General features: G+C 65.3%; 21 protein-coding genes, 2 tRNA genes and 1 pseudogene. 12 read left to right on the top strand and 12 right to left on the bottom strand.

Annotation, left to right across the window (positions count from 1 at the left end):
- Positions 1-105: 105 nt before the first annotated feature.
- Positions 106-179: transfer RNA gene (locus tag QM590_RS04445), tRNA-Gly, on the bottom strand.
- Positions 180-349: 170 nt separating this feature from the next.
- Here QM590_RS04445 and QM590_RS04440 point away from each other — a divergent pair.
- From QM590_RS04440 to clpX, 5 genes are all read left to right on the top strand, one after another.
- Positions 350-423 (top strand) — tRNA-Pro (locus tag QM590_RS04440).
- 112 nt (positions 424-535) lie between these two features.
- Positions 536-1,915 (top strand): trigger factor, encoded by a 1,380-nt coding sequence (tig, locus tag QM590_RS04435; RefSeq protein ID WP_094640229.1) that lies wholly within the window; start codon positions 536-538, stop codon positions 1,913-1,915.
- Between the two features lie 83 nt (positions 1,916-1,998).
- On the top strand, positions 1,999-2,649 hold the full coding sequence (locus QM590_RS04430) for an ATP-dependent Clp protease proteolytic subunit (protein WP_082898933.1): 651 nt from the start codon (positions 1,999-2,001) through the stop codon (positions 2,647-2,649).
- 47 nt (positions 2,650-2,696) lie between these two features.
- Positions 2,697-3,338: an ATP-dependent Clp protease proteolytic subunit gene (locus QM590_RS04425; RefSeq protein ID WP_269593763.1), complete on the top strand. Its 642-nt coding sequence runs from the start codon at positions 2,697-2,699 to the stop codon at positions 3,336-3,338.
- A gap of 297 nt (positions 3,339-3,635) precedes the next feature.
- Positions 3,636-4,916 carry an ATP-dependent Clp protease ATP-binding subunit ClpX gene (gene clpX, locus QM590_RS04420; RefSeq protein WP_032394600.1) on the top strand — a complete coding sequence of 427 codons (1,281 nt, stop codon included), beginning with the start codon at positions 3,636-3,638 and terminating at the stop codon, positions 4,914-4,916.
- 79 nt (positions 4,917-4,995) lie between these two features.
- Here the strand turns inward: clpX and QM590_RS04415 are convergent, their stop codons facing one another.
- From QM590_RS04415 to QM590_RS04405, 3 genes are all read right to left on the bottom strand, one after another.
- Positions 4,996-5,808, bottom strand: a complete 813-nt coding sequence (locus QM590_RS04415; RefSeq protein WP_269593764.1) for an N-acyl homoserine lactonase family protein — start codon at positions 5,806-5,808, stop codon at positions 4,996-4,998.
- A gap of 8 nt (positions 5,809-5,816) precedes the next feature.
- Positions 5,817-7,175, bottom strand: a complete 1,359-nt coding sequence (locus QM590_RS04410) for an MFS transporter (protein ID WP_149406248.1) — start codon at positions 7,173-7,175, stop codon at positions 5,817-5,819.
- A gap of 178 nt (positions 7,176-7,353) precedes the next feature.
- The gene (locus QM590_RS04405; RefSeq protein WP_068052526.1) at positions 7,354-8,031 is read right to left on the bottom strand and encodes a TetR/AcrR family transcriptional regulator; all 678 of its coding nucleotides are present in this window, start codon (positions 8,029-8,031) and stop codon (positions 7,354-7,356) included.
- 109 nt (positions 8,032-8,140) lie between these two features.
- Between QM590_RS04405 and QM590_RS04400 the strand changes: the two genes are divergently transcribed.
- Positions 8,141-9,028 (top strand): shikimate dehydrogenase, encoded by an 888-nt coding sequence (locus QM590_RS04400; protein ID WP_269593765.1) that lies wholly within the window; start codon positions 8,141-8,143, stop codon positions 9,026-9,028.
- Complete coding sequence (locus QM590_RS04395) at positions 9,025-10,914, top strand: sugar phosphate isomerase/epimerase and 4-hydroxyphenylpyruvate domain-containing protein (RefSeq protein ID WP_269593766.1); 1,890 nt, start codon at positions 9,025-9,027, stop codon at positions 10,912-10,914. Before QM590_RS04400 ends, QM590_RS04395 begins: the two co-directional genes overlap by 4 nt.
- Before the next feature lie 9 nt (positions 10,915-10,923).
- Here QM590_RS04395 and QM590_RS04390 read toward each other — a convergent pair whose 3' ends face one another.
- The 6 genes from QM590_RS04390 to pcaH are packed head-to-tail and all read right to left on the bottom strand — an operon-like array spanning position 10,924 to position 16,844.
- Positions 10,924-12,135 carry an acetyl-CoA C-acetyltransferase gene (locus QM590_RS04390; RefSeq protein ID WP_269593767.1) on the bottom strand — a complete coding sequence of 404 codons (1,212 nt, stop codon included), beginning with the start codon at positions 12,133-12,135 and terminating at the stop codon, positions 10,924-10,926.
- The gene (locus QM590_RS04385) at positions 12,128-12,949 is read right to left on the bottom strand and encodes an IclR family transcriptional regulator (protein WP_269593768.1); all 822 of its coding nucleotides are present in this window, start codon (positions 12,947-12,949) and stop codon (positions 12,128-12,130) included. The genes QM590_RS04390 and QM590_RS04385 overlap by 8 nt, the downstream gene beginning before the upstream one ends.
- The gene (gene pcaDC, locus QM590_RS04380) at positions 12,946-14,127 is read right to left on the bottom strand and encodes a bifunctional 3-oxoadipate enol-lactonase/4-carboxymuconolactone decarboxylase PcaDC (RefSeq protein WP_269593769.1); all 1,182 of its coding nucleotides are present in this window, start codon (positions 14,125-14,127) and stop codon (positions 12,946-12,948) included. The genes QM590_RS04385 and pcaDC overlap by 4 nt, the downstream gene beginning before the upstream one ends.
- Positions 14,124-15,473: a 3-carboxy-cis,cis-muconate cycloisomerase gene (gene pcaB / locus QM590_RS04375; protein WP_269593770.1), complete on the bottom strand. Its 1,350-nt coding sequence runs from the start codon at positions 15,471-15,473 to the stop codon at positions 14,124-14,126. The genes pcaDC and pcaB overlap by 4 nt, the downstream gene beginning before the upstream one ends.
- Positions 15,474-15,496: 23 nt before the next feature.
- On the bottom strand, positions 15,497-16,135 hold the full coding sequence (pcaG, locus tag QM590_RS04370) for a protocatechuate 3,4-dioxygenase subunit alpha (protein ID WP_094640223.1): 639 nt from the start codon (positions 16,133-16,135) through the stop codon (positions 15,497-15,499).
- Complete coding sequence (gene pcaH / locus QM590_RS04365; protein ID WP_269593771.1) at positions 16,128-16,844, bottom strand: protocatechuate 3,4-dioxygenase subunit beta; 717 nt, start codon at positions 16,842-16,844, stop codon at positions 16,128-16,130. The genes pcaG and pcaH overlap by 8 nt, the downstream gene beginning before the upstream one ends.
- Before the next feature lie 109 nt (positions 16,845-16,953).
- Here pcaH and QM590_RS04360 point away from each other — a divergent pair, with 109 nt between their 5' ends.
- Together QM590_RS04360 and QM590_RS04355 are read left to right on the top strand one after the other, a co-directional pair.
- Positions 16,954-17,703: a CoA transferase subunit A gene (locus QM590_RS04360; RefSeq protein ID WP_179272194.1), complete on the top strand. Its 750-nt coding sequence runs from the start codon at positions 16,954-16,956 to the stop codon at positions 17,701-17,703.
- Positions 17,700-18,347 (top strand): CoA transferase subunit B, encoded by a 648-nt coding sequence (locus QM590_RS04355; protein WP_269593772.1) that lies wholly within the window; start codon positions 17,700-17,702, stop codon positions 18,345-18,347. The genes QM590_RS04360 and QM590_RS04355 overlap by 4 nt, the downstream gene beginning before the upstream one ends.
- Here the strand turns inward: QM590_RS04355 and fdhD are convergent.
- Together fdhD and malQ are read right to left on the bottom strand one after the other, a co-directional pair.
- Positions 18,324-19,169 (bottom strand): formate dehydrogenase accessory sulfurtransferase FdhD, encoded by an 846-nt coding sequence (gene fdhD / locus QM590_RS04350; protein ID WP_269593773.1) that lies wholly within the window; start codon positions 19,167-19,169, stop codon positions 18,324-18,326. The genes QM590_RS04355 and fdhD overlap by 24 nt on opposite strands.
- A 34-nt stretch (positions 19,170-19,203) precedes the next feature.
- Positions 19,204-21,411, bottom strand: coding sequence for a 4-alpha-glucanotransferase (gene malQ / locus QM590_RS04345; protein ID WP_269593982.1), 2,208 nt, complete (start codon positions 21,409-21,411; stop codon positions 19,204-19,206).
- Between the two features lie 149 nt (positions 21,412-21,560).
- On the opposite strand from malQ, the gene QM590_RS04340 reads away from it, so the two are divergent.
- From QM590_RS04340 to QM590_RS04330, 3 genes and pseudogenes are all read left to right on the top strand, one after another.
- Positions 21,561-21,992, top strand: coding sequence for an ATP-binding protein (locus tag QM590_RS04340; protein ID WP_149406237.1), 432 nt, complete (start codon positions 21,561-21,563; stop codon positions 21,990-21,992).
- Positions 21,992-22,777, top strand: a complete 786-nt coding sequence (locus QM590_RS04335) for a SigB/SigF/SigG family RNA polymerase sigma factor (protein ID WP_037193137.1) — start codon at positions 21,992-21,994, stop codon at positions 22,775-22,777. Before QM590_RS04340 ends, QM590_RS04335 begins: the two co-directional genes overlap by 1 nt.
- Positions 22,778-22,812: 35 nt before the next feature.
- A pseudogene (locus tag QM590_RS04330) lies at positions 22,813-24,141 on the top strand (S9 family peptidase); the annotation flags it as partial.
- Positions 24,142-24,144 lie beyond the last annotated feature (3 nt).

Genomic DNA, 24,144 nt, shown 5'->3' with positions numbered 1-24,144 from the left:
GGGCCTTCCTCCGACGGTGCATGCCCGGTTCTACGGACAATTCGGACACCGTCCAGAGTACGCGGACACGAAAAAGCCCCGCACTGACAGTGCGGGGCTTCTCGATGGAGCCGATGACGAGAATCGAACTCGCGTAGCCTGTTTGGAAGACAGGGGCTCTACCATTGAGCTACATCGGCGTGCAAACAACAGTCGTGGGATCGCCAGTTCCGTCGCCTGCGTTTCAAGACTGTACCCAACGCCGACGCAGGATTCCAAACCGGCCTGCCGCGACCGGTTGCGCCGAACGTCATCGGTGGGGCGCCCATGGGGGGCTACTATCGGTTGCTGTTCAATGGTGTGGGTACGACGGGGTGTGGCGCAGCTTGGTAGCGCATCCGCTTTGGGAGCGGAGGGTCGCAGGTTCAATTCCTGTCACCCCGACAAATGAGGGCCGCAGGCACGGTTCGCCGTGTTCGCGGCGAGCGAGGTAAGACCGCAAGCCAGCACCGTAAGCACCACCAGCAAGCAAGAATTACCCAAAGGAGCATGTTCCGTGAAGAGCACCGTCGAGCAGCTGAGCCCGACGCGAGTCCGTATCAACGTTGAGGTGCCCTTCGAGGAGCTCAAGCCTGATTTCGACCGCGCGTACAAGGCTTTGGCTCAGCAGATCCGCCTCCCCGGCTTCCGTCCCGGCAAGGCTCCGGCCAAGTTGCTCGAAGCGCGCGTCGGCCGCGGGGCAGTTCTCGAGCAGGTCGTCAACGACGCTCTTCCCGCCCGCTACTCCGAGGCCGTGACCAACGAGAAGGTCAAGGTCATCGGCCAGCCCGAGATCGAGATCACCAAGATCGAGGACGGCACCGAGCTCACGTTCACCGCCGAGGTCGACGTTCGTCCCGAGATCGATCTGCCCGACTACTCGACCATCAGCGTCGTCGTCGATCCGCTCGAGATCAAGGACGAGGCCGTCGACGAGCAGCTGCAGTCGCTGCGCCAGCGTTTCGGCACCCTGACCGGTGTCGATCGTCCCGTCCAGTCGGGCGACTTCGTCTCGATCGATCTCTCGGCCACCGTCGACGGCGAGAACGTCGAAGAGGCAACCGCGAGCGGACTGTCCCACGAGGTCGGCTCCGGCCAGCTCATCGACGGACTCGACGACGCGATCATCGGCGTCTCGGCAGACGAGTCGAAGGAGTTCACCTCGACCCTGGTCGCCGGTGAGTACGCAGGCAAGGAAGCCGTCGTCACGGTCAAGGTCGTGTCCGTCAAGGAGCGCGAGCTGCCCGAGGCCGACGACGAGTTCGCCCAGCTGGCCAGCGAGTTCGACACGTTCGACGAACTGCTCGCCGATCTGAAGACGCGCGTCGAGCGAGTCGCGAAGGTCGAGCAGGCCGGTCAGATCCGCGACAAGGTGCTCGAGACCCTGCTCGACACGCTCGAGATTCCGGCTCCCGAGGCCGTCGTCAAGGCCGAGGTCGATTCCCAGGTGCACGAGGCCATCCACGGTCTCGACCACAACGAGGAAGCACTGGCCGAGCTGCTCGAGTCGCAGGGTTCGAGCCGCGAGGAATTCGACAAGGACGTCAAGGAAGGTGCCGAGAAGTCGGTACGTACCCAGCTCCTTCTCGATGCGATCGCCGAGGCCGAGAACACGCAGGTCGGGCAGGAAGAGCTCACCGAGCGGATCATCTTCCAGGCGCAGCGCTACGGCATGCCGCCCGAGCAGTTCATTCAGCAGGTGCAGCAGGCCAACCAGCTCGGTGCCGTGTTCGCCGATGTCAAGCGCGGTAAGGCGCTGGCTTCGGTCGTCGAGCGTGTCAACGTGACCGACACCACCGGCGCGACCGTCGACACCGCAGAGCTGTTCGGCAGCCCCGCCGACGCTCCCGACGAGGTCGAAGCAGCAGATTCTTCCGAGGGCGAACAAGAGAAGTAACGCTCACAGCGAACGACGGCGGTTCCGGGACTCCGGAGCCGCCGTCTTTCGTTAGTGTCTGTGTCAGGAACCAACGATTTGTTATGGAAAAGGCAGGTACCGTGACTGTTCAGAATCCGGCGGCTTCGCACCAGCAGAGTCCCGTCATGACTTCGGCTGCAGCAGGGCTGAATCTCAGCGACTCCGTGTACGAGCGTCTGCTTCAAAACCGCATCATTTTCCTCGGTACCCAGGTCGACGACGACATCGCCAACAAGTTGTGCGCTCAGATCCTGCTGCTTTCGGCCGAGGACCCCACTCGCGACATCGCGCTGTACATCAACTCGCCCGGTGGCTCGGTCACCGCGGGTATGGCCATTTTCGACACGATGGAATTCGCCGAGTGCGACATCGCGACCTACGGAATGGGTCTGGCGGCCTCGATGGGTCAGTTCCTGCTCTCGGCCGGTGCCAAGGGCAAGCGTTACGCCCTGCCTCACGCGCGCATCATGATGCACCAGCCCTCGGCCGGTATCGGCGGCAGCGCCTCCGACATCGCCATCATGGCCGAGCAGTTCGCGCACACCAAGCGCGAGATGGCAGAGCTGATCGCCCTGCACACGGGTCAGACCGTCGAGCAGATCACCGAAGACTCCGATCGTGACCGCTGGTTCACGGCGCAGGCCGCCAAGGAATACGGGTTCGTGGATCACGTCGTCAGCCGTGCGCGGCAGGCCGGCGGAATCGGCGAGTAATTCGGCCGCTCCCGGCGACCCTCGATCACTTACATCTTGGAGAAACGATGACAAACCTGTTCGACCCCAATCAGCTGCCGTCCTCCCGATACATCCTGCCCTCCTTCGTCGAGCACTCCAGCTACGGCGTGAAGGAATCGAACCCGTACAACAAGCTGTTCGAGGAGCGCATCATCTTCCTCGGCGTCCAGGTCGACGACGCGTCCGCCAACGACGTCATGGCGCAGCTGCTGGTGCTCGAGGGCCTCGATCCCGATCGAGACATCACGATGTACATCAACTCGCCCGGTGGATCGTTCACCTCGCTGATGGCGATCTACGACACGATGCAGTACGTCCGTGCCGATGTCGCGACCGTCTGCCTCGGCCAGGCTGCGTCTGCCGCGGCCGTCCTGCTCGCCGCCGGCACTCCCGGTAAGCGTGCAGCACTGCCCAACGCACGCGTGCTGATTCATCAGCCGTCGAGCGGTGGAATTCAGGGCCAGGTGTCCGACCTGGAGATCCAGGCCGCCGAGATCGAGCGCATGCGTCGACTCATGGAGACCACCCTCGGCCGCCACACCGGCAAGGATCCCGACGTCATCCGCAAGGACACCGATCGCGACAAGATCCTCACCGCGGAACAGGCCAAGGACTACGGGGTCATCGACACCGTGTTCGAGTACCGCAAGCTCTCTGCCCAGAAGTAGCAGAGCGACTACCACCGGTCGGACCGTGTAGGTCCGGCAGAACTATCCGACGCCGGGTGTGAGTGCAGAACTCCACCCGGCGGTCGCGATCGGCGACCCGAATGGCGCAATCGGTGAAATCGGGTGGCGAATCACCGGAAACAACCCGCCCATGTTCGGCGAACACGGGTACCGTCGCATCCAAGAACTCGGTCGACCGAAGTCGGCATGACGACAGACCGAGAAGTAGCCCACGAAGGTTTCGGCCACACCCGGTCGGCGTGGGTCGTACGCGGACAAGGAAGTAGGAACCTCCGAATGGCACGCATCGGTGACGGTGGCGATCTGCTGAAGTGCTCCTTCTGCGGTAAGAGCCAGAAGCAGGTCAAGAAGCTCATCGCTGGACCAGGGGTGTACATCTGCGACGAGTGCATCGACCTGTGCAACGAGATCATCGAAGAGGAATTGGCCGAATCGAGCGAAGTCAAGCTCGACGACCTCCCCAAGCCCTCCGAGATCAAGGATTTTCTCGAGAACTACGTGATCGGTCAGGACGCTGCCAAGCGCACATTGGCCGTTGCGGTCTACAACCACTACAAGCGCATCCAGGCCGGTGACAAGGCGCGCGACGTGCGCGGCGAATCCGTCGAACTGGCGAAGTCGAACATCTTGATGCTCGGACCGACGGGGTGCGGAAAGACGTACCTCGCGCAGACCCTGGCGAAGATGCTCAACGTGCCGTTCGCCATTGCCGACGCCACCGCCCTCACCGAGGCCGGATACGTGGGCGAGGATGTCGAGAACATCCTGCTGAAACTGATCCAGGCCGCGGACTACGACGTCAAGCGCGCCGAGACCGGCATCATCTACATCGACGAGGTCGACAAGATCGCTCGCAAGAGCGAGAACCCGTCGATCACGCGCGACGTGTCCGGCGAAGGCGTGCAGCAGGCGCTGCTCAAGATCCTGGAAGGAACGCAGGCCAGCGTGCCGCCGCAGGGCGGTCGTAAGCATCCGCACCAGGAGTTCATCCAGATCGACACCACCAACGTGCTCTTCATCGTGGCCGGTGCGTTCGCCGGACTGGAGAAGATCGTGTCCGATCGGGTCGGCAAGCGCGGGCTCGGATTCGGAGCCGAGGTTCGCTCCAAGGCCGAGATCGACACCCAGGATCACTTCGCCGAGGTCATGCCCGAGGATCTGATCAAGTTCGGTCTGATCCCGGAGTTCATCGGTCGACTGCCGATGATCGCGTCGGTGACGAATCTCGACAAGGAATCGCTCGTGACGATTCTGTCGGAGCCGAAGAACGCGCTGGTCAAGCAGTACCGACGCCTGTTCGACATGGATGGCGTCGAGCTCGAGTTCACCACCGAGGCCCTCGAAGCAATTGCCGACCAGGCGATTCTCCGCGGAACCGGTGCCCGTGGACTGCGCGCCATCATGGAGGAAGTTCTGCTGCCGGTGATGTACGACATCCCGAGCCGCGACGACGTCGAGAAGGTCGTCGTGACTGCCGAGACGGTGAACGACAACGTGCTGCCGACCATCGTGCCGCGCAAGCCCGAGCGTCCGGAGCGCCGCGACAAGTCCGCCTGATACGGCCGATCGACCTGCTGGACAACGACGAATCCCCGACCTCATCCGCGAGGTCGGGGATTTTTCGTTCTCGTCGTAGTCAGCCGATGATCACGGCGTGCGCACCGGGGGCGGCGGTCACTGCGGGAAATCGGCTCGATACCAGCGGGTCGTGGCCGGGTACGAAAATGCCGGGGTCGGCGGCGAGCTCACGGATTCGATCGAAGGCTCCGTACATGTCCGGCAGCGCGTGCAGGATCGCGAACGGGCTGTCGTCCTCGATGTTCTCGTAGAAATGACTGGCGTCCGAGGCCAACACCACCGGGCCGCGGTCGGTGTGCACTCTGACCACTTGCATGCCTGCGGTGTGTCCGCCGACGGCGTGTACCGACAGCCCTGGGAACAGGTCGAGATCGCCGTCGACGAGGTCGAGCCGAGTGCCGCGATCGGCGGTTCGGATGTGCTCGGTGTCGGCCTGCGAGTGCAACCACTGTTCTCGGGTGATGCGGGCGGCCCACGGCCCGGTCCAGTATTCGAGTTCTCGGCGCTGCACCACGTATCGCGCAGACGGGAGATCCGCGACGACCCCGGTGTGGTCGTAGTGCAGGTGGGTCAGGATGCACGTGTCGATGTGATCCGGTGTAAGCCCCAGTTCGCCGAGCAGATCGATGGGTGACCCGTGATAGTCGAGCCCGTCCATCGATTCGGCTGTGGACCGGGACATTCCGGCGTCGATCAGCACCGTGCGGGTCTTCGAGACAGCGAGCCACACGTAGTAGGCGACCGTCTGGCTTTCGGTGCTGCGCTCGTCGCGTTGGTGAAAGAGATTGCTGCGCAATGCCGTTCGACTGGCATACTGCAGGGCGAGCACCGTCCAGGTGCCCGCCGCTGCAGGTCGAAGTGCGTCGATCACGATCTCGGTCAGACCGACGCGGCGCGTGCGCTGTCGGTGGTGCGAGTCCGAAGACCGAGCTCGTCGGTGGGGGTACGGAACGTCTCCTTCGACGTGGCGACGATGACGACGTTGATGGTGCAGAAGACCGCGGTGACGATCGCGACGGGCAGCCAGGCCCCGACCTCGGCTCCGGCGATCGCTCCTGCGATGGTCGGCGCGAATCCTGCGATGGCGAAGCCGATCTGGGTTCCCAGTGCGGTTCCGGTCAGGCGAACCCGGGCCGGGAACATCTCACCGTAGAACGAGGGCCAGACGCCGCCGGTGGCGCTGTGCACGAAGCCGAACATCACGATGCCGAAGACGAAGATCAGGACGTAGTTGCCGCTCGAGATCGACCACAGGTAGCCGAACATCAGGATCGCGCAACCGATGGAGCCGAACAAGAACACCGGCTTGCGGCCGATGCGATCCGACAGGGCACCGAAGAAGGGCAATGCGAAGAGGGCGACGACGTTGGCGAGAACGCCCACCCACAGCATCGGGGTGCGCTCGAGGCCGACGGTGTTGACGGCGTAGGACAGCGCGTAGACGGTGAAGATGGTGCTGACCGAGGCGATCATGGCGGCCAGCATGACGCGAACCACGGCCGGTCGATGCTCGCTGAGCAGTTCGGTCACGGGCAGGCGCTGCGGTTCGGTAGACGCCACTTCTTCCTCGAAGACCGGGGTCTCGTCGAGCGAGCGGCGGATGACGAAGGCGGCGACGACGACGAAAGCGCTGAGGAAGAACGGGATTCGCCAACCCCAGCTGAGCAGTGCTTCCTCGGGGAGCATGGCGACGGGCAGGAACACTGCGGTGGCGAGAATCTGCCCGCCCTGGGTGCCGCTGAGGGTGAAGCTGGTGAAGAACGCGCGCCTGTCGTCAGGGGCGTGTTCGAGCGTCATCGAGTTGGCCCCGGCTTGCTCACCGCCGGCCGAGAATCCCTGGCACAAGCGAAGCAGCACCAGGATGATGGGCGCGGCGATGCCGATGGATTCGTACGAGGGCAGGACACCGACGCCGAGGGTGGCGATACCCATCAGCAGGACGGTGGCGACCATGACCTTCTTGCGTCCGTAGCGATCACCGATGTGGCCGAGGACCAGTGCGCCGAGCGGCCGTGCGAGGTATCCGACGCCGAAGGTGGCCAGGGCCAGCAGGGTTCCGGTCGCCGGGTTGGAGCCCGGGAAGAACACGCGGCCGAAGACGAGTGCGGCTGCGGTGCCGTAGATGAAGAAGTCGTAGTACTCGAGGGCGCTGCCGACCCATGCGGCGGTCGCCGCTTTGCGCGGGTTCGCCCCGGGGCGAAGCGGCGTCGGGTGGGAGCCAGGGGTGTGCGAATCCATCGTTCTCGTGTCTCTCTTCGTGAGGCGGGGGAGCTCGGGCGCTGGTCGACGACGCTTTCTCGGCGATCGGACCGCTAATGTACTAAATGGTTAACACCGGGTGCCCCTGAATACTGAACGTGATCCATGCCACGTGTCAACCCCTGAAGTGACGAGACCTACCGCGCAAACGCGAAAATCAGCGAGAAGGCGAGGTCAGGAACGCGATGATCATGTCGCCGAGCATTGCGCGCAGGCGCTCTCGATGCCGGGGATCGGTGAGGTCGCGACCGAAGAGGGCTTCGAAGGTGTACCGGTTCGACAGACGGAACACACAGAAGCTGCTGATCGTCATGTGCACGTCGAGGGCATCGACGTCCGTGCGGAAGACCCCGTCGGCCTGTCCACGCTCGAGGATGCTCGACAGCAGTTCTGCAGCGGGATTGCCGAGGTTGCTCAATGCCTCGGATCTGGAGATGTGTTCGCCGCGGAGGATGTTCTCGGTGGAGACCAGACGGATGAAGTCGGGATTCTCCTCGTGATGGTCGAACGTCAGAGAGGCGATGGCCCGAATGGCTTCGACCGGTCCCAGGCCCTCGACGTCGACGTCTCGTTCACGCTCGCGAATGCGCAGGTACGACCGTTCGAGCACGGCCTTGTACAGGCCTTCCTTGTCGGTGAAGTAGTAGTACAGCATCCGCTTCGTCGTATGCGTACGCTCGGCGATCTCGTCGATGCGCGCCCCGGCGAAGCCCTTGTCCGCGAACTCCTCGGTGGCCACCTCGAGGATGTTGTGCCGGGTCAGGTCGCTGTTGCGTCGACGCTTGACGGTGGGTCCACTGCTGTCGTCGGACGTGTCGGTTGCGCGCGGAGCCATGGATCAACTCTATCGGCACCGATTGCGGCAAAAGGGTTGGGCGCGAGGCGGAGGCGTAGTACCGTCGAGCTAATTCACCAATTCGTACATTAGGCCCGAGGAGATCGACATGCCGGAATCCCTGCTCTGCGGACTGATCGGGACGGGCATCGGCAAGTCGCTCACTCCCGCGATGCACGAACGGGAGGGTGCCGAGCACGGGCTGACCTACCAGTACCGGATCATCGATCTGGACAGCCGTGGACTGACCGTCGAAGATCTGCCCCGTCTCGTCTCGACCGCCGCGGACCTCGGATTTCGAGGACTCAACATCACGCACCCGTGCAAGCAGCGCGTCATCTCCACTCTCGACGGGCTCTCCGAGGACGCCGCCCGACTCGGAGCCGTCAATACCGTCTTGTTCGCCGACGGCCGTGCCGTCGGCCACAACACCGACTGGTCCGGATTCGACCGCAACTTCGGTCGCGGATTACCCGGTGCCGACATCGGTGACGTGGTGCAACTCGGTGCCGGGGGAGCAGGGGCGGCCGTTGCCTACGCGATGGCCCGACGCGGCGCAGGCAGGCTCACTCTCGTCGATGCCGATCCGCTTCGGGCTCGACAACTCCGAGATTCCCTGTCGGTGATGTTCCCGGACGTCGACATTGTCTCGGCAGGACTCGACCGGCTCGCCGCCGTCCTCGACACCGCAACCGGCCTGGTGCACGCCACCCCGATCGGAATGGTCGAACACCCCGGATCTGCTGTGCCCGAGGCACTCCTGCATCCGCGGATGTGGGTTGCCGAGGTCGTGTATCGACCGGCCGAGACCGAGTTGCTCGCTGCCGCATCCCGAGTCGGGTGCCGAACGCTCAGCGGAACCGGAATGGCAGTGTTTCAGGCCGCCGACGCATTCGAGATATTCACCGGACGCATCGCCGACGCCGATCGAATGATCGCCCACATGGGCGCGTTGATCGCGCTGGAGGATCGCGCCGCCGCAGGTGTTCTCGCATGACGCGCATCGCCACATCGGTGGCAACGGTATCGCTCAGTGGTTCGCTGGACGAGAAGATGCGTGCCATCGCCGATGCAGGATTCGACGGCTTCGAGGTGTTCGAGCCGGACTTGATCAGCTCTCCGGATCTTCCCGCGGACATTGCGAAGAAGGCAGCCGACCTCGGTCTGACCCTCGATCTGTATCAGCCCTTTCGCGACGCCGACTCGGCCGATCCCGAACAGTTCGCCCGCAATCTCGTTCGCGCCGAGCACAAATTCGACGTCATGGAACAGTTGGGGTGCGATCTGCTTTTGGTCTGCTCCTCGCCGCTGGCCGGTGCCGTCCGCGACGACGCCCTGCTGGTCGAACAGATGGCAACCCTCGCCGAGCGTGCGCATCGGCGCGGAATGCGACTGGCGTACGAGGCGTTGGCGTGGGGTGCCCACGTGAACACCTACCGCCATGCCTGGGACATCGTCCGGCAGGTCGATCATCCTGCACTGGGAACGTGCCTCGACAGCTTCCACATCCTGTCCCGCGGAGACGATTCCGCAGGCATCCGCGAGATCCCCGGCGAGAAGATCTTCTTCCTCCAGTTGGCCGACGCGCCGCACCTGGTGATGGACGTACTGCAGTGGAGCAGGCACCACCGGTGCTTTCCCGGGCAGGGCAGCTTCGATCTGGCGCGGTTCGGTGCCGATGTCGCTGCCTCCGGGTACTCCGGCCCGTGGTCGCTCGAAATCTTCAACGACGTCTTCCGTCACTCCGACACCGGCCGCACGGCATCCGACGCGCATCGATCGCTGCTGTACCTCCAGGAGCAGGTGCGCGACGTCGAAACACCCTCTGCCGGTAACGAACTCTTCGCGCCGCCACCGCCCGGTCCGATCGAGAACGTCGTCTCCCTGCGAATCGCGGCAGGGCCTGCGAAGGCAGCGCAACTGGGTACGACACTGCGACACCTGGGCTTCGATCTGACCGCAGCACACAGCGAACACGGACTCAGCCTGTTCACCCAGGGGCCGCTGGCGGTCGCCGTCGACACCACCGTAGACACGCTGTGGACCGCGCCCGGCGTCCCGGCTCACCTACCGGCGTTGGCCCAGATCGGGATTCGCAGCGAGCGGCCGGATCTGTGGCTGACCCGAGCGCGTGCGCTGGGAGTCACCGCGTCCACCGTCTCCATGCCCGGCGTGGCCGACGCCACCGACGCAGTGGTACGTCTGGCCGTGACCGGCGCGACGTCGCTGGACCTCCGTACCCGCCACAGCGCGGGTGCCTGGCAATCGGCATTCGACCTGGCACCCAAGGTGGTGCAGGAGAACCGGGCGTGCGTCTCGCACGTGGATCACATCGCACTCGCCGTGCCTGCCGAGAGCTGGGACGGCGTGATGCTGCTGCTGCGCTCGGTGTTCGGCATGGTGCCGCACGAGGGCCAGGACGTCGTCGACGCGATCGGCCTGGTTCGTAGCCGAGCACTCACCCTCGCCACGGCCAACGGCACGATTCGACTCTCGCTCAACATGGTTCCCGGCCGCCCGTCGGACTCGGACCCTCTGCCCGCGGCCCGGCGCGGAGGCGTCGGACATGTGGCGTTCGGGTGCGAGGACATCTACGCCGCTGCGAGTGCAATGACCGAACGCGGCCTCACCCCGCTGCGGATCTCGCCCAACTACTATCGCGATCTCGACGCGCGATTCGGACTCGGCTCCGAGACGTTGGACGCGATGCAGCGCCTCGGGATCCTGTACGACGCGGACGGGACCGGCGGTGAGTTCTTCCACTTCTTCACCGAAACCGTGGGTGACGACCTGTTCTTCGAGGTGGTCCAGCGAGTGGGTGGCTACGAGGGCTACGGGGAGACCAATTCGGCTGTGCGACTGGCGGCGCAACTGCAGTACTGATCTCGGTGATCAGCCGATTCGCTCGAACACCGCCGCAAGTCCCTGTCCGCCGCCGATGCACATGGTCTCGAGTCCGTAGCGAACTTCGCGTCGGTCCATCTCGCGCAACAGCGTCGCCAGGATGCGGGCTCCGGTGGCACCGACGGGATGGCCGAGCGAGATGCCGGAACCGTGTGGGTTCAGCCGCGGATCGTCGGACTCGATGCCCCACGACCGAGTGACGGCGAGAGCCTGAGCGGCGAACGCTTCGTTGAGTTCGATGATGCCCATGTCGTCCAGGCTCAATCCGAGGCGTCCGAGCGCCTTCTCGCTGGCCGGTACCGGTCCGATACCCATGGTGCGCGGAGCGACTCCGGCGACTCCCCAGCCGGCCAGTCTGGCCAGCGGCCGAAGACCCAGTGCTGCAGCCTTTTCCGAGGTGGTGACGATCGCGATGGCGGCACCGTCGTTCTGTCCGCTGGCATTTCCGGCCGTGACCGTCGACTCGGGGTCGATCGACGCACGAATCGCCTTCAACTTCGCCAACGACTCGACGGTGGTGTCGGCACGGGGATGCTCGTCGGTGGTGACGAGTGTCGGATCCGATTTGCGTTGGGGGACCGACACTCCCACGATCTCCTCGGCGAACACGCCGCTGTTCTGCGCAGCGACTGCGCGCTGGTGAGACTGCACTGCGAGTGCGTCCTGATCGGCGCGGGCGATCGAGAATTCCGCGCGCAGATTCTCCGCGGTTTCGATCATGCCGCCGGGAACCGGAAAGTTCTTGCCGCCCGCGGTCACTCGCGCTCGGGCGAGTCGATCGGACAGGGCCACGGCCTCGGCCTTGACGCCCCAGCGCATGCCGGTGGCGTAGAACTCCGTCTGACTCATGCTCTCGACGCCGCCCGCCAGAACCAGATCGTTACCGCCGGACTGGACCTGCATGCACGCCTGCAGTACTGCTTGCAGACCGGAGCCGCAGCGTCGGTCGACCTGCATTCCGGGGACGTCGATACCCAGATCTGCATCGAGCGCGGCGATGCGTCCGATCGCGGGTGCGTCGCCGTTGGGGGATGCCTGACCCAGGATGACGTCGTCGATGTCGGCACCGGAGATGCCGGTTCGGGCAACGAGTTCGGCGATGACGGTGGCGGCCAGGGCCTGGGCGGAGATATCGCGGAACTGACCGCCGAAGCGGCCGACCGGGGTCCGAAGGGGTTCGCAGATGACGGCGTCAGGCATGGGTGGTTCCTCGTTTGTCGTTGGGTCCGGTACTCACCCGGAGCAGGTCGGTCTCGATGGCGCGGGTGGCGTCGAGCAAGGCCGGGAGTAGTTCGGTGCGGACGGCGTCGGCGGTATGACGCGCAGCCTGGGTGGAGACGTTCGCCGCAGCGACGACCGTCCCGTTGCTGTCGTGGATGGGAGCTGCGATCGATCGCAGGCCCTCTTCGAGTTCCTGATCCACCAGACAGAAACCGTCGGTCCGCACGCGTTCGAGTTCGCGTCCGAGTGCGTCGGCAGTGGTGATCGTCTTCCCGGTGAGCGGAGTCAGCCGGACTCGATCGAGGTAGGCAGCGAGTTCGTCGGCCGGTAGGCCGGCGAGCAGCACTCGTCCCATCGATGTGGCGAATGCAGGGAATCGGGTGCCGATGTTGATGCCGACGGTCATGATGCGGCTGACCGGAACTCGGGCGACGTACACGACGTCGTCGCCGTCGAGAATCGAGACCGAGGACGATTCTCGGACCCGTTCGGCGAGAGCTTCCAGATGCGGCCCCGACACTTCCGGGAGGGACAGGCTCGACAGGTAGCTGTAGCCCAGTTCGAGCACCCGCGGGGTGAGCCAGAACATGGAGCCGTCGGTACGGACGTAGCCGAGTTCGACGAGTGTTAGCAGGAACCGTCGGGCAGTGGCGCGGGTGAGGTCGGTTGCTCGGGCGACATCGGAGAGTGTTCGACGCGGATGCTCGGCGTCGAAGGCTCGGATCACCGCGAGGCCCCGGCCGAGCGACTGGACGTAGTCCGAGGACGGCGGCGGTGATTCCGCGGGGTTCACGAGGTACCCGATTCGGTCTCGGCGGAGGACTCGGCGATGGCCGCGTTCGCCAGAGCGAATGCGCTGTTGCTGTTCGGAACACCCGCGTACACCGCGGTGTGCAAGAAGACTTCGGCCAGTTCGTCCGGTTCCAGTCCGGCGCGCAGCGCTGCGCGGATGTGCATGTCGAGTTCGTGCTGATTGCCCACCGCCGTCAGGATCGCCAGGGTCAGCAGTCTGCGGGTGTGGTGATCGAGTCCCGGTCGGTTCCAGATGTCACCCCATGCGGTACGGGTGATGAAATCCTGGAACGGTGCGGTGAACTCGGTGCGGCCGGCGATGCTGCGGTCGACATGCGCATCGCCGAGGACGCTGCGCCGCACCGTCATACCGGCATCGTGGGCCGCTGCGCGTCCGACGGCATACGCATCCGACCCGATGTGTGCGGCAACGGCCGCGGTGACGGGCCCGGCTTGCTCCACATTGGCCAGATGAGCGGCCGGGTCGAGAACCCGGAACGTCGATCCGGCGACGCCGTCGGCGATGATCTTCAGGTCCTCGGGGGTGGTCGAGGGATCCTGCCGGCCCGCGATCACCAGGGTCGGAGCGGTGATCCGGTTCAGATCCGATCGAGAATCCCACTCGGACAACGCCTCACAGCATGCTGCGTAGCCCTCGTCGGACGTGTCGGCGATCATGCGGCGATGCCGCTCGACGAGATCGGCGTCGCGCGCGGCCAGTTCGGGGGTGAACCAACGCTCGAGTACGGCATCCGCCAGCGACGCGGTACCCGCAGCCCGGACCGCCGCGGCACGGTCGAGCCATTGCGCCGGCTCACCGAACTTCGCCGAGGTGCACAGCAGCGTCAGAGTCCGTACTCGCTCCGGGCGATGGATGGCGAGCCACTGCGAGACCGCACCGCCGAGGGACAGACCGACGAGGTGCACACGCTCCACCTCGAGTGAATCCAGCAGCGCCACCACGTCCTCGGCGAGTTCGGCCACCGAGTAGGGACCGGGTGGCACCGGTGATCGTCCGTGCCCGCGAAGGTCGACGGCGAGAACGTGAACGGCGGCGGACAGAGTTCCGATCTGGGGGTTCCACATCGATCGGTCGGAGCCGAGCGAACCGATCAGCACGACGGTCTCCGCGTCGGCGCTCGGTCCTTCGATGCGTTCGTGAGCAAGTGCGACAGTCATCGTGAATCCTTCGAATCTGTGGTGTGTTCGGTGTCGAGGTCGTGCTCGGCGAGGATCGCGTCGACCAGCTCGGGTGCGTGGCCGAGATACGCGGCCGGGTCGAGTAGTTCGCGCACCGTCGACGGTGGAAGGAATGCTGTGATGGCAGGGTCGCCGTCCAGCGGCGCTCCCGTCGCGCATCGCGCAGTGACGATTTCGCGGGCCTGCTCGGTGTGCGCTGCCAATGCCGCGGTGACACGTTCGGCGAGCAGCGCTCCGCCCGTCGCGTCGAGATTGCGGGCCATTTCCTCGGGATGAACGTGCAACCCGCTCAGGCTCTGCGTGATTCGGTGGGCGGCACCACCGGTGAGGCGGAGCAGATCGGTGATCGTCTCCCACTCGGCATGCCACGCTCCAGCGGCGCGCTGGTGTTCGTGGTCCATGTTGGAGAGCACGGTGGCCACTGCACCCGGGACCCGCCGGGCCGCAGCGCGAGCCGTGACGGCGGCAACGGGATTGCGCTTGTGCGGCATCGCAGACGATCCGCCCGGCGCGTCCTCCGAGACCTCGCCCAGCTCGGTGGCGGACATCGACACGATGTCCCCGGCGATCTTGCCGATCGTTCCTGCTGCGACACCCAACGAGCACGCAATATCGGCAATCGCGGTGCGGTCGGTGTGCCAGGGCGCGGTCTGTCGAGCCAACCCCAGTTCGACGGCGAGCGCGGCGGCGATGGCCGGTCCGTGTGGATGCACGGCGGCGAGAGTGCCTGCAGCGCCGCCGTACTGGACGGTGCATGCGCGTCGAACGGCTGCGACTCCTGTCCGCGCGCGGTGCAGCCCCGAGAACCAGTTCGCAGCCACCAGGCCGAAGGTGGTGGGCAAGGCCTGCTGGCCGAGAGTGCGGGCCGCCATCGGGGTGGTGCGATGGGTCAGGGCGAGACTTCTCGCGGCCGCACTTGCAGCGTCGAGCGAGGCCTCGATCACACCGAGCGCGTCGCGGGAGAGGAGCATCAGCGCGGTGTCCATGATGTCCTGGCTGGTGGCACCGGGATGCACTGCCGTGGCAGGAACCTCGGCCTCGGCCACCTCGTTCCGAAGAATCTTCACCAGCGGGATCACCGGATTACCCCCGGCCGCGGCATCTGCTCCGAGCCGCGCGATGTCCAGGTTCGCCCCGAGTTCGGTCGCAGTGGTGGTGACGATCTCGGCGTGACCGGCCTCCACGAGACCGACCGTTGCTGCGGCCCTCGAGAGCGCCGCCTCGACGGCGAACATCGCTGTCACCCAAGCCCGGTCGCCCACGAGCGGTGCGAGCGCGTCGCTACCGAACGTCGGATCGAACAGTGCCCCTCGCTCGGATTCCATCGTCCCCTCTCGCCATCGGTGTGTCACAGCGCGAAGAACGGAGTCTCGTCGCCGTCCGGATCGGTGTTCTGCAGCACGATGTCGAGGTGGTACCCACCGTGCACCGGTGCTGCGACGAGTCTGGCACGCTTGTGCTCCGGCACGGCGGACAACACCGGATCGAGCTCGTTGGCCTCGGCCTCGTCGGGAAAGTACACCCGCGTCACGACCCGCTCGAGCATCCCGCGGGCGAAGATCCCGACGTCGATGTGCGGTGCCTCCACGGCACCGTTCTCGGCGGGAAGCGGTCCCGGCTTGATCGTCGTGATCGTCATCGTTCCGGTCTCGTCGGCGAACGCTCGCCCGAAGCCACGAAAGCCTGCGATGCGAGACGGCACCGCGCCACGCGGATCGTCGGGGTGATCGAACCGGCCGTCGCCATCGGCCTGCCAGGTCTCGATCATGGCGTCGGACATGGGGTTTCGGGCTCCGTCGATCAGTGTGAACGACACGGTGATCTCGCCTTCGGTGCCCGGCGGCACCACGTTTTCGCCGTCGGGCCACAACAATCCGATGTGCACGTACGGGCCCACGGTCTGCGAGGGGGTCTGCCCGAAGGAGGCGGTGGTGAAATCGGCTCCGGCGACCACGGGGTAGCGCGGGGCGAACTCGGGATCAGTCATCGTGGTCGTCTTCCTCGAAGGGGGTGGCGTTTCGGCCGCGGAGCACGATGTCGAATCGAAATCCGAGGGCCCAGTTGTCCTGTGTCGCCTCGTAATCGAATGCGCCGATCATTCGGGCCTGCGAGTCCTCGGGGGCGGCGTTGAAGATCGGATCCTGGAAGAACATGGGGTCGTCCGGGAAGTACATCTGTGTCACGAGGCGCTGGGTGAACGCCTGGCCGAACAGGGAGAAGTGAATGTGAGCGGGCCGCCATGCGTTGTGGTGATTGCCCCACGGATACGCGCCCGGCTTGATCGTGGTGAAGCGATACCTGCCCTGGGCATCGGTGAGAACGCGACCGGTGCCGTCGAAGTGTGGATCCAGTGGTGCGGGCCACCGGTCACCGGTGTGCCGGTACCGACCGCCTGCATTGGCCTGCCATACCTCGACGAGGGTGTTCGGAATCGCCTTGCCGTCGCTGTCGAGTACCCGGCCGTGCACGATGATCCGCTGCCCCTGTGCCTCACCGTCGTTCGCCAGGGTGAGGTCTGCGTCGGCGGCGGTGACTCGTCCCTCGCCCAGTACCGGTCCGGTGATCTCGGTCAGTCGCTGGGGGAGCAGGGTCAATGGCTGTGCCGGATGCCGAAGGGCGGTGGTCCGGTACTCGGCGAAGTCGCGTGGGGCATGGACACCCGATTGGTCCCGGTACTCGGGCGGGAGATGAAGCATCGACGGTTCCTCACGATTGTGGGTGATCTACGCAACAGCCAGAATAGCGAAGTGTTCGCATTGTGGCAAACTGTTCATATTCCGCACGAAATGCTGTAGCGTGCATCTCATGTTGGACAAAGTCGTGGCCAGCGCCACCGAAGCCGTAGCGGACATCCCTGATGGGTCCTCGATCGCCGTCGGGGGATTCGGATTGGTCGGAGTGCCGGAAATACTGATCGACGCCGTGCTCGCGCAGGGTGCGACAGATCTGGAGACCATCAGCAACAACTGCGGAACCGATGGCTTCGGTCTCGGCGTTCTGTTGATGCAGCACCGCATTCGGAGAACCATCAGCTCCTACGTGGGCTCGAACAAGGAATTCGCACGGCAGTACCTGTCCGGAGAACTCGAAGTCGAGCTCACTCCGCAGGGCACGCTCGCCGAGCGGCTGCGCGCAGGCGGTGCCGGGATCCCCGCGTTCTTCACCCCCGCAGGCGTCGGCACCCAGGTCGCCGACGGGGGATTGCCGCTGCGCTACGACGGTAGCGGCGGAATCGCACTGGCCAGTCCACCGAAGGAGACACGCGAGTTCGACGGCGTCACCTACGTGATGGAGCGCGGGATCGTCGCAGATTACGCGCTCGTGCACGCGTGGAAGGGAGACCGTCACGGGAACCTGGTGTTCCACGCCAGTGCGCGAAACTTCAATCCGCCCGCGGCGGAGTCGGGGCGCATCACCATCGCGCAGGTCGAGCATCTCGTCGAGCCGGGTGAGATCGGACCCGACGAGGTGCACACCTCGGGTATCCACGTACAGCGGGTGGTCCACGTCGGACCGGTCGAGGTCGGCATCGAGCAGAGGACGGTACGAGCATGAGCGAGAAGATGACCCGCGAACAGATGGCGGCACGGGTGGCACAGGAACTCGGCGACGGTCAGTACGTCAATCTCGGCATCGGTATGCCGACCCTCGTGCCCAACTACATCCCCAACGACGTCTCGGTGATCCTGCATTCGGAGAACGGCGTGCTCGGCGTCGGACCGTATCCCACCGAGGACGAACTCGACGCCGAGATCATCAACGCGGGCAAGGAGACCATCACGGTTCTTCCCGGTGCGTCCTACTTCGATTCCGCGCAGTCGTTCGGAATGATCCGCGGCGGCCAGGTCGACGTCGCCGTACTGGGGGCGATGCAGGTCAGCGCCACCGGTGATCTGGCGAACTGGATGATTCCCGGGCACATGGTCAAGGGCATGGGTGGCGCGATGGATCTGGTGCACGGAGCGCGACGCGTCATCGTGATGATGGAGCACGTCTCCCGCAAGGGCGAGCCGAAGATTCTGGAGCAGTGCACCCTGCCGCTGACCGGTAAGGGCTGCGTACACAGGATCATCTCGGACATGGCCGTTCTCGACGTCACCGAGAACGGTCTCCGTCTCGTCGAGACCGCACCGGGTGTGTCCGTGGACGAGGTCAGAAACGCGACCGCGGCCGAACTACTGGTCGACGTCGCCGTCTGAGACGAGGACGCGGTCGGCGTGGGAGTAGATGTTCATCGACCGGCCGCGGAGGAAGCCGATGACCGTCAGACCGGATTCGGTCGCGAGGTCGACCGCCAGCGAGGACGGGGCCGAGACCGCCGCGAGAATCGGTATTCCGGACATCACCGCCTTCTGGGCCAACTCGAACGAGGCGCGGCCGCTGACCATCAGCACCGTGCCCTGCAGGGGAATTCGATCGTTGGTCACCGCCCAGCCGACGACCTTGTCGACGGCATTGTGGCGTCCGACATCCTCACGCAGGACGAGCATCTCGCCGTCCGCAGTGAACAGGGCGGCGGCGTGCAGGCCGCCGGTCGCATCGAAGACCTTCTGCGCAGCCCGCAACGTGTCGGGTAACCCGGTGAGAGTGTCCGAGGTCACGACGACGGAATCGGCCACGGGGGAATGCTTGGTGCGCAAGCGAATCGCGTCCAACGATCCCTTGCCGCACACCCCACACGAGGACGTCGTGTAGAAGTTGCGTTCGACGCCGGTCTCGGGCGGAGCGACTCCCGCGGCCAGGGTGACATCGAGGACGTTGTAGGTGTTCGCGCCCTCGTCGTCGACACCGTCGCAGTAGCGAGCCGCTGCGATATCGGCTCCCGAGGCGATCACACCCTCGGTCAGCAGGAAGCCGTGAACGAGCTCGACGTCGTGGCCGGGAGTGCGCATGGTGACGGCCAGCGCTGCGCCGTTCACCCGCAACTCGAGCGGCTCCTCCACCACGAGAGTGTCCGGACGTTCGACGCGGTGCTCACCTCGGAGTCGGACAACGGGCCTGCGGGTGGTGATGCGGCCCATCAGTATCGGCCGGATTCGCGGTGACGTGGGTGACTCATTCTTCGATTGTGGACCCCGGTGTTGTTCGGCCGTCGACTCGGTCGGCCATTGCGCTCACCAACGAGACCAGGCGCGGGTGATCGACGAGGTCGTCGACGAGCACACGCTTGCCTTTCGCGTCGGCCAACGGGATCTTCCAGTTCTCGTACTGGGTTTCGTCGGTACCGGGCTGGTTCTGAATTCGGTGTTCGCCGACGGCGTCGACGAGAGCGACACCGATCAGCAGGGACGGGCTGCGCTGGACGAGGCGATGCAGAGCTTCCACCGTCTCGTGGTTGTCGGCGTCGGCACCGAGCAATCCGCGCTCGCGCGCCAGGTCGAGAACTGCCTCGCGCTTGGCTGCGTCGATGTCCTTCTCGGCCTCGATGTCTCGTTCGAGCAGGCCGAGACGGGACCGCAGGTCGATGTGTTCACCCTCGAGGTATCCGGCCGTCGGGGGCAGATCGTGTGTGGTCACCGACGTCAGGCACAGGGTGCGGTAGTCCTCGGGTGCAATGGGCCCGGACTCGTCCGCTTCGAACCACAGGATCGAGGTGCCGAAGATGCCGCGCTCGGTGAGGTACTCCTGCACCATCGGCTCGAAGACACCGAGATCCTCACCGACCACCACCGCGCCTGCCCGCTCGGCCTCGAGGGCCAGGATGCCGATCAGCGCCTCGTGGTCGTACTCGACATACGTTCCGCCGCCGGCATTCTCGGCCTCCTGCGGAATCCACCACAGGCGGAACAGGCCCAGGATGTGGTCGACGCGGATACCGCCGGCATGACGAAGGATCGTGCGCAGCATGTCGCGGTAGGGGACGTACGCCAGTTCGCGTAGTCGGTCCGGATCCCACGGGGGTTGGTTCCAGTTCTGGCCCTGCTGGTTGAAGTTGTCCGGCGGCGCGCCCACCGTGACTCCCGACGCCAACACGTCACCGAGCGCCCAGGCATCGGCTCCGCCGCGCGCCACGCCCACGGCGAGGTCGTGCATGATGCCGATGTCCATCCCAGCATCGAGTGCCGAGCGTTGCGCGGCGGCCAACTGCTCGTCGCAGATCCACTGCAGCCACATGTGGAAGTCGATGCGCTCGGCGAGCTTGGTGCGCTGTTCGAGCACGAAGTCGGTCCGCGGGTGTGCTGCCTTGTCGGTCCAGGCCGAATTCTCGGGTCCGAACTTCTCCGCCAGGGCGCTCCACACCGCGAAATCGCGCAGTCCGGAACCCTCGCGTTCGACGAACGCGCGGAATGCGGATTCGCGCGCCGGGCTCCGTTCCACCTTGTGAACACGTTCCAGGGCACGCAGTTTCGCCGTGAAGGTCGAGTCTCTGTTCAGCTTTCCGGTTCGCTTGTTGGCCTTGTCGAACCGCTTTGCCGCCTTCCGGACCTTGCCGAACTGTTCCGGTGACAGCAGCGCGGTTTCACGAATGTTCTCCACTCGGATGTAGAGCGAGTTGAAGAACCGGCGGGTGGTCGGCAGATAGGGCGACGCCTCGACCGGTGTGGTGGGTCGGTCGGCGTGCAGCGGATTGACGAGGAGATAGTCGAAGCCGTGCTCGCGGCCGACGATGTCGGCCATGTCCTCGAGATCACCGAGATCACCGATTCCCCATGACCGTCTCGATCGCACCGAATACAGCTGGGTGAGCAAACCCGTCCGCTGCCGATCTGCCAGTTCTGCATTGGGTGACAACGACTTCGGAGTGACGACCACAACCGTGTCCGATGTCCGGACCGTGTTGTCCTCGCTGATCGTCGTCGCGGTCAGGCTGTGCCAACCGAGCGGTGCACTGCTCGGAACGACGAACGTGGCACGACCGATGAGGCGGCCGTCGACCTCACGGGGATCGACCCAGACCTCGGCCTGGGTCACCTCGATGGTCTCGCCGTCCTCGGAGACCATCGAGACCTCGACCGGATTGCCGTGTGGCACATGGACCCACACCACGGCATCGGTGCCCTGCGTGGCCACCACCACCGGCGGAAGCAGGCGCCGCCACGGTGCGTTCTCGATGTCGGCCAGAGCTCGGTCGACGTCCTCGGTCGATTCGGTCGCGTAGCCGCGCGCGGCGAGGACCTGACGCAGGGTGTCGTCACTCACTTCGTGTTCGGTGTCGTCCCAGCCTCGGTACGAGGTCGATGTGCCGAGGCGTCGGGCGAGAGAGCGAAGTGCCTGCGAGTAGTCCACACCGATGATCGTGCCAGTTCGCCGCGCCCGCGTCATGCCGGCCGGGCCTTCGTTCACCGGCCACCGCTCCGATCCGAACGACGGGCGGGTCCGGTTGCTCGACTGCCAGGATTGAAACACGCCGCGCTGGGTAGTCTGGGTCGGCGAACGGTAAAACGACTGCTCGGCGACGATAGGAAGTGCGGATGGCTGGGGTCAGCAAGATCGAAGAACTGGAGCGAGGTTCCGGTGCACCGGTCGAGCTGAGGGTGCGCGCCGAGGCCGACCAGCTTCCGGTGGTCCGTGCAGTCGCCGAAACACTCGCAGTGCTCAGCGACTTCACGCTCGACGACATCGCCGACGTCAAGTTGGTCGTGGACGAGGTGTGTTCGCAGTTGATCAAGGGCTCGGTCACCGATGCAGAGCTCTCGTGCACGTTCGCGGTGAGCGACTCCGGAATCCGGATCGTCGTCACCTCCACGTTGACCTCCACGTCCGTGCCGAAGAAGGACAGTTTCGGCTGGCACGTGTTGCAGACGCTGACCGACGCCATCGAGTTGCGCGCCGACGACGCCGTCGAGGGCGAGGCCGGTCACACGGTCGCGATCGACGTGGTCAAGCGGAGGAGCAAGGTCTAGTGCCTGTGCCGCACGAACGAAGCACACGGCGAGAGTCCGACGATTACAGCGACGTTGTCGCACTGATCCAGCAGATGCAGGCGCTCGACGAGAATTCACCGCAGCGCCGAGTGCTGCGCGATCGCATCATCACCCGCTGCCTGCCTCTCGCAGAACACATCGCACGCCGCTTCGGCGGCCGCGGCGAAGCACACGAGGACCTGCTGCAGGTCTCACGTCTCGGTCTGGTGAACGCGGTCGACCGATTCGACATCGAACGCGGTTCGGACTTCGTGTCGTTCGCGGTGCCCACGATCATGGGCGAAGCTCGCCGCTACTTCCGCGACGCCGGATGGTCAGTTCGAGTGCCGCGGCGCATGAAGGAACTGAACTCGATGATCTCCCAGGCGGTTGGATCGCTGTCGCAGAAGCTCGGCCGAGCTCCGACCGCCAGCGAGATCGCGGCCGAACTGGGGATCGACGTCAAGGAAGCCTCGCAGGCATTGCTTGCGCGCAGCGCGTATCAGACCGTTTCGGTCGACTCGGTGGTCAGCGAGGATCGGTTGCCGCTGATGGACACCCTCGGTGCCGATGATCCCGAACTCGAGAAGATGGAGAGCTACCTCGCGGTGCGGCCTGCACTCGAGAAGTTGCCCGAGCGTGAGCGTCGAATCGTCGTGCTCCGATTCTTCGGGTCGATGACCCAGACTCAGATCGCGGAGAAGGTGGGGATTTCGCAGATGCACGTCTCGCGAATCCTGGCTCGCACGCTCGCTCAGCTGCGTGAGGACCTCGGCGAGGACTGAGGGCGGGCGGCGGGAGTGGAGCCTGCGGAATGACCCTGGCGACCGTGCGGACGGTGCTGGTGCGTATCGACACCGCGACGGGGGAGCGTACGACGATCGTCGACGACGTCGATGCCGACCTGGGCGCACCTGCGATCTCGCCGGACGGAGCGTCCGTGGTGTTCGTGCGTGAATCGCTCTCCACTCCCGAGGACGCGCCTCGAATGACGCTGCAGCGCTACGATTTCGAGTCTGCTTCGGTCGTCGATCTCGCTCCCGGCTGGGATCGGTGGCCGATCGACCCGGTGTGGCTGCCGGACGGGTCGGGGGTACTGGTCACCGCGGACGACGACGGCCGGTCCCCGATCTTCGTCGTGCGTGAGGGCGCGGAGCCGCGTCGGCTGACGAACACGAACGACGCGTACACCCACGTCCACGTGTCCTCGGACGGAACCAGGGTGCTGGCCCTCGCCGCGTCGTATCTGGCCGCCCCGCATCCGGTCTCGATCGACCTGTCCGACGGCACCGTCGACGACCTCGACACCTCCGTCGACCGCTGTCCTGTGCCCGGAACTCTCACCGAGATCGACACCGTCGTCGACGACGGTGCTCGGGTGCGCGGCTGGCTGGCACTGCCCGAGGGTGCCTCGGACGCGGCACCCGCACCGCTGCTGCTGTGGGTGCACGGTGGCCCGCTCGGCTCGTGGAACACCTGGTCGTGGCGGTGGAATCCGTGGCTGATGGTCGCTCGCGGGTACGCCGTGCTGCTGCCGGACCCGGCGCTGTCCACCGGGTACGGCCAAGAGTTCGTACAGCGCGGCTGGGGAGCGTGGGGCAAAGCTCCGTTCACCGATCTGATGGCGTTGACCGACGTCGCGGTCGCGCTACCCGAGATCGACGAGACCCGCACCGCGGCGATGGGCGGATCTTTCGGCGGCTACATGGCCAACTGGATCGCCGGACACACCGATCGTTTCGACGCCATCGTCACCCATGCGAGCCTCTGGGCGCTCGATCAATTCGGCCCGACGACCGATGCACCGTGGTACTGGGCGCGGGAAATGTCTCCGGAGATGGCGGTCGAGAACTCCCCACACCTGTTCGTCGCGGACATCGCGACGCCGATGCTGGTGATCCACGGCGACAAGGACTATCGCGTGCCCATCGGTGAGGGCCTACGGCTGTGGTACGAACTGCTCAGCGAATCCGGCCTGCCCGCCGACGACGAGGGCAACACCGAGCATCGTTTTCTCTACTTCCCGGCCGAAAACCATTGGATTCTGAGTCCTCAGCACGCCAAGGTCTGGTACGAGGTGGTGCTGGCATTCCTGGCCCAGCACGTGCTGGGCGAGAGGGTGTCGATGCCCCGAATCCTCGGCCACTAGAAT

Source organism: Rhodococcus sp. IEGM 1372 (genome assembly GCF_030056835.1).
GTDB lineage: Bacteria > Actinomycetota > Actinomycetes > Mycobacteriales > Mycobacteriaceae > Rhodococcoides.
Note: the sequence above shows the minus strand (reverse complement) of the source record. Positions and strands in the feature narration are given on the sequence as shown.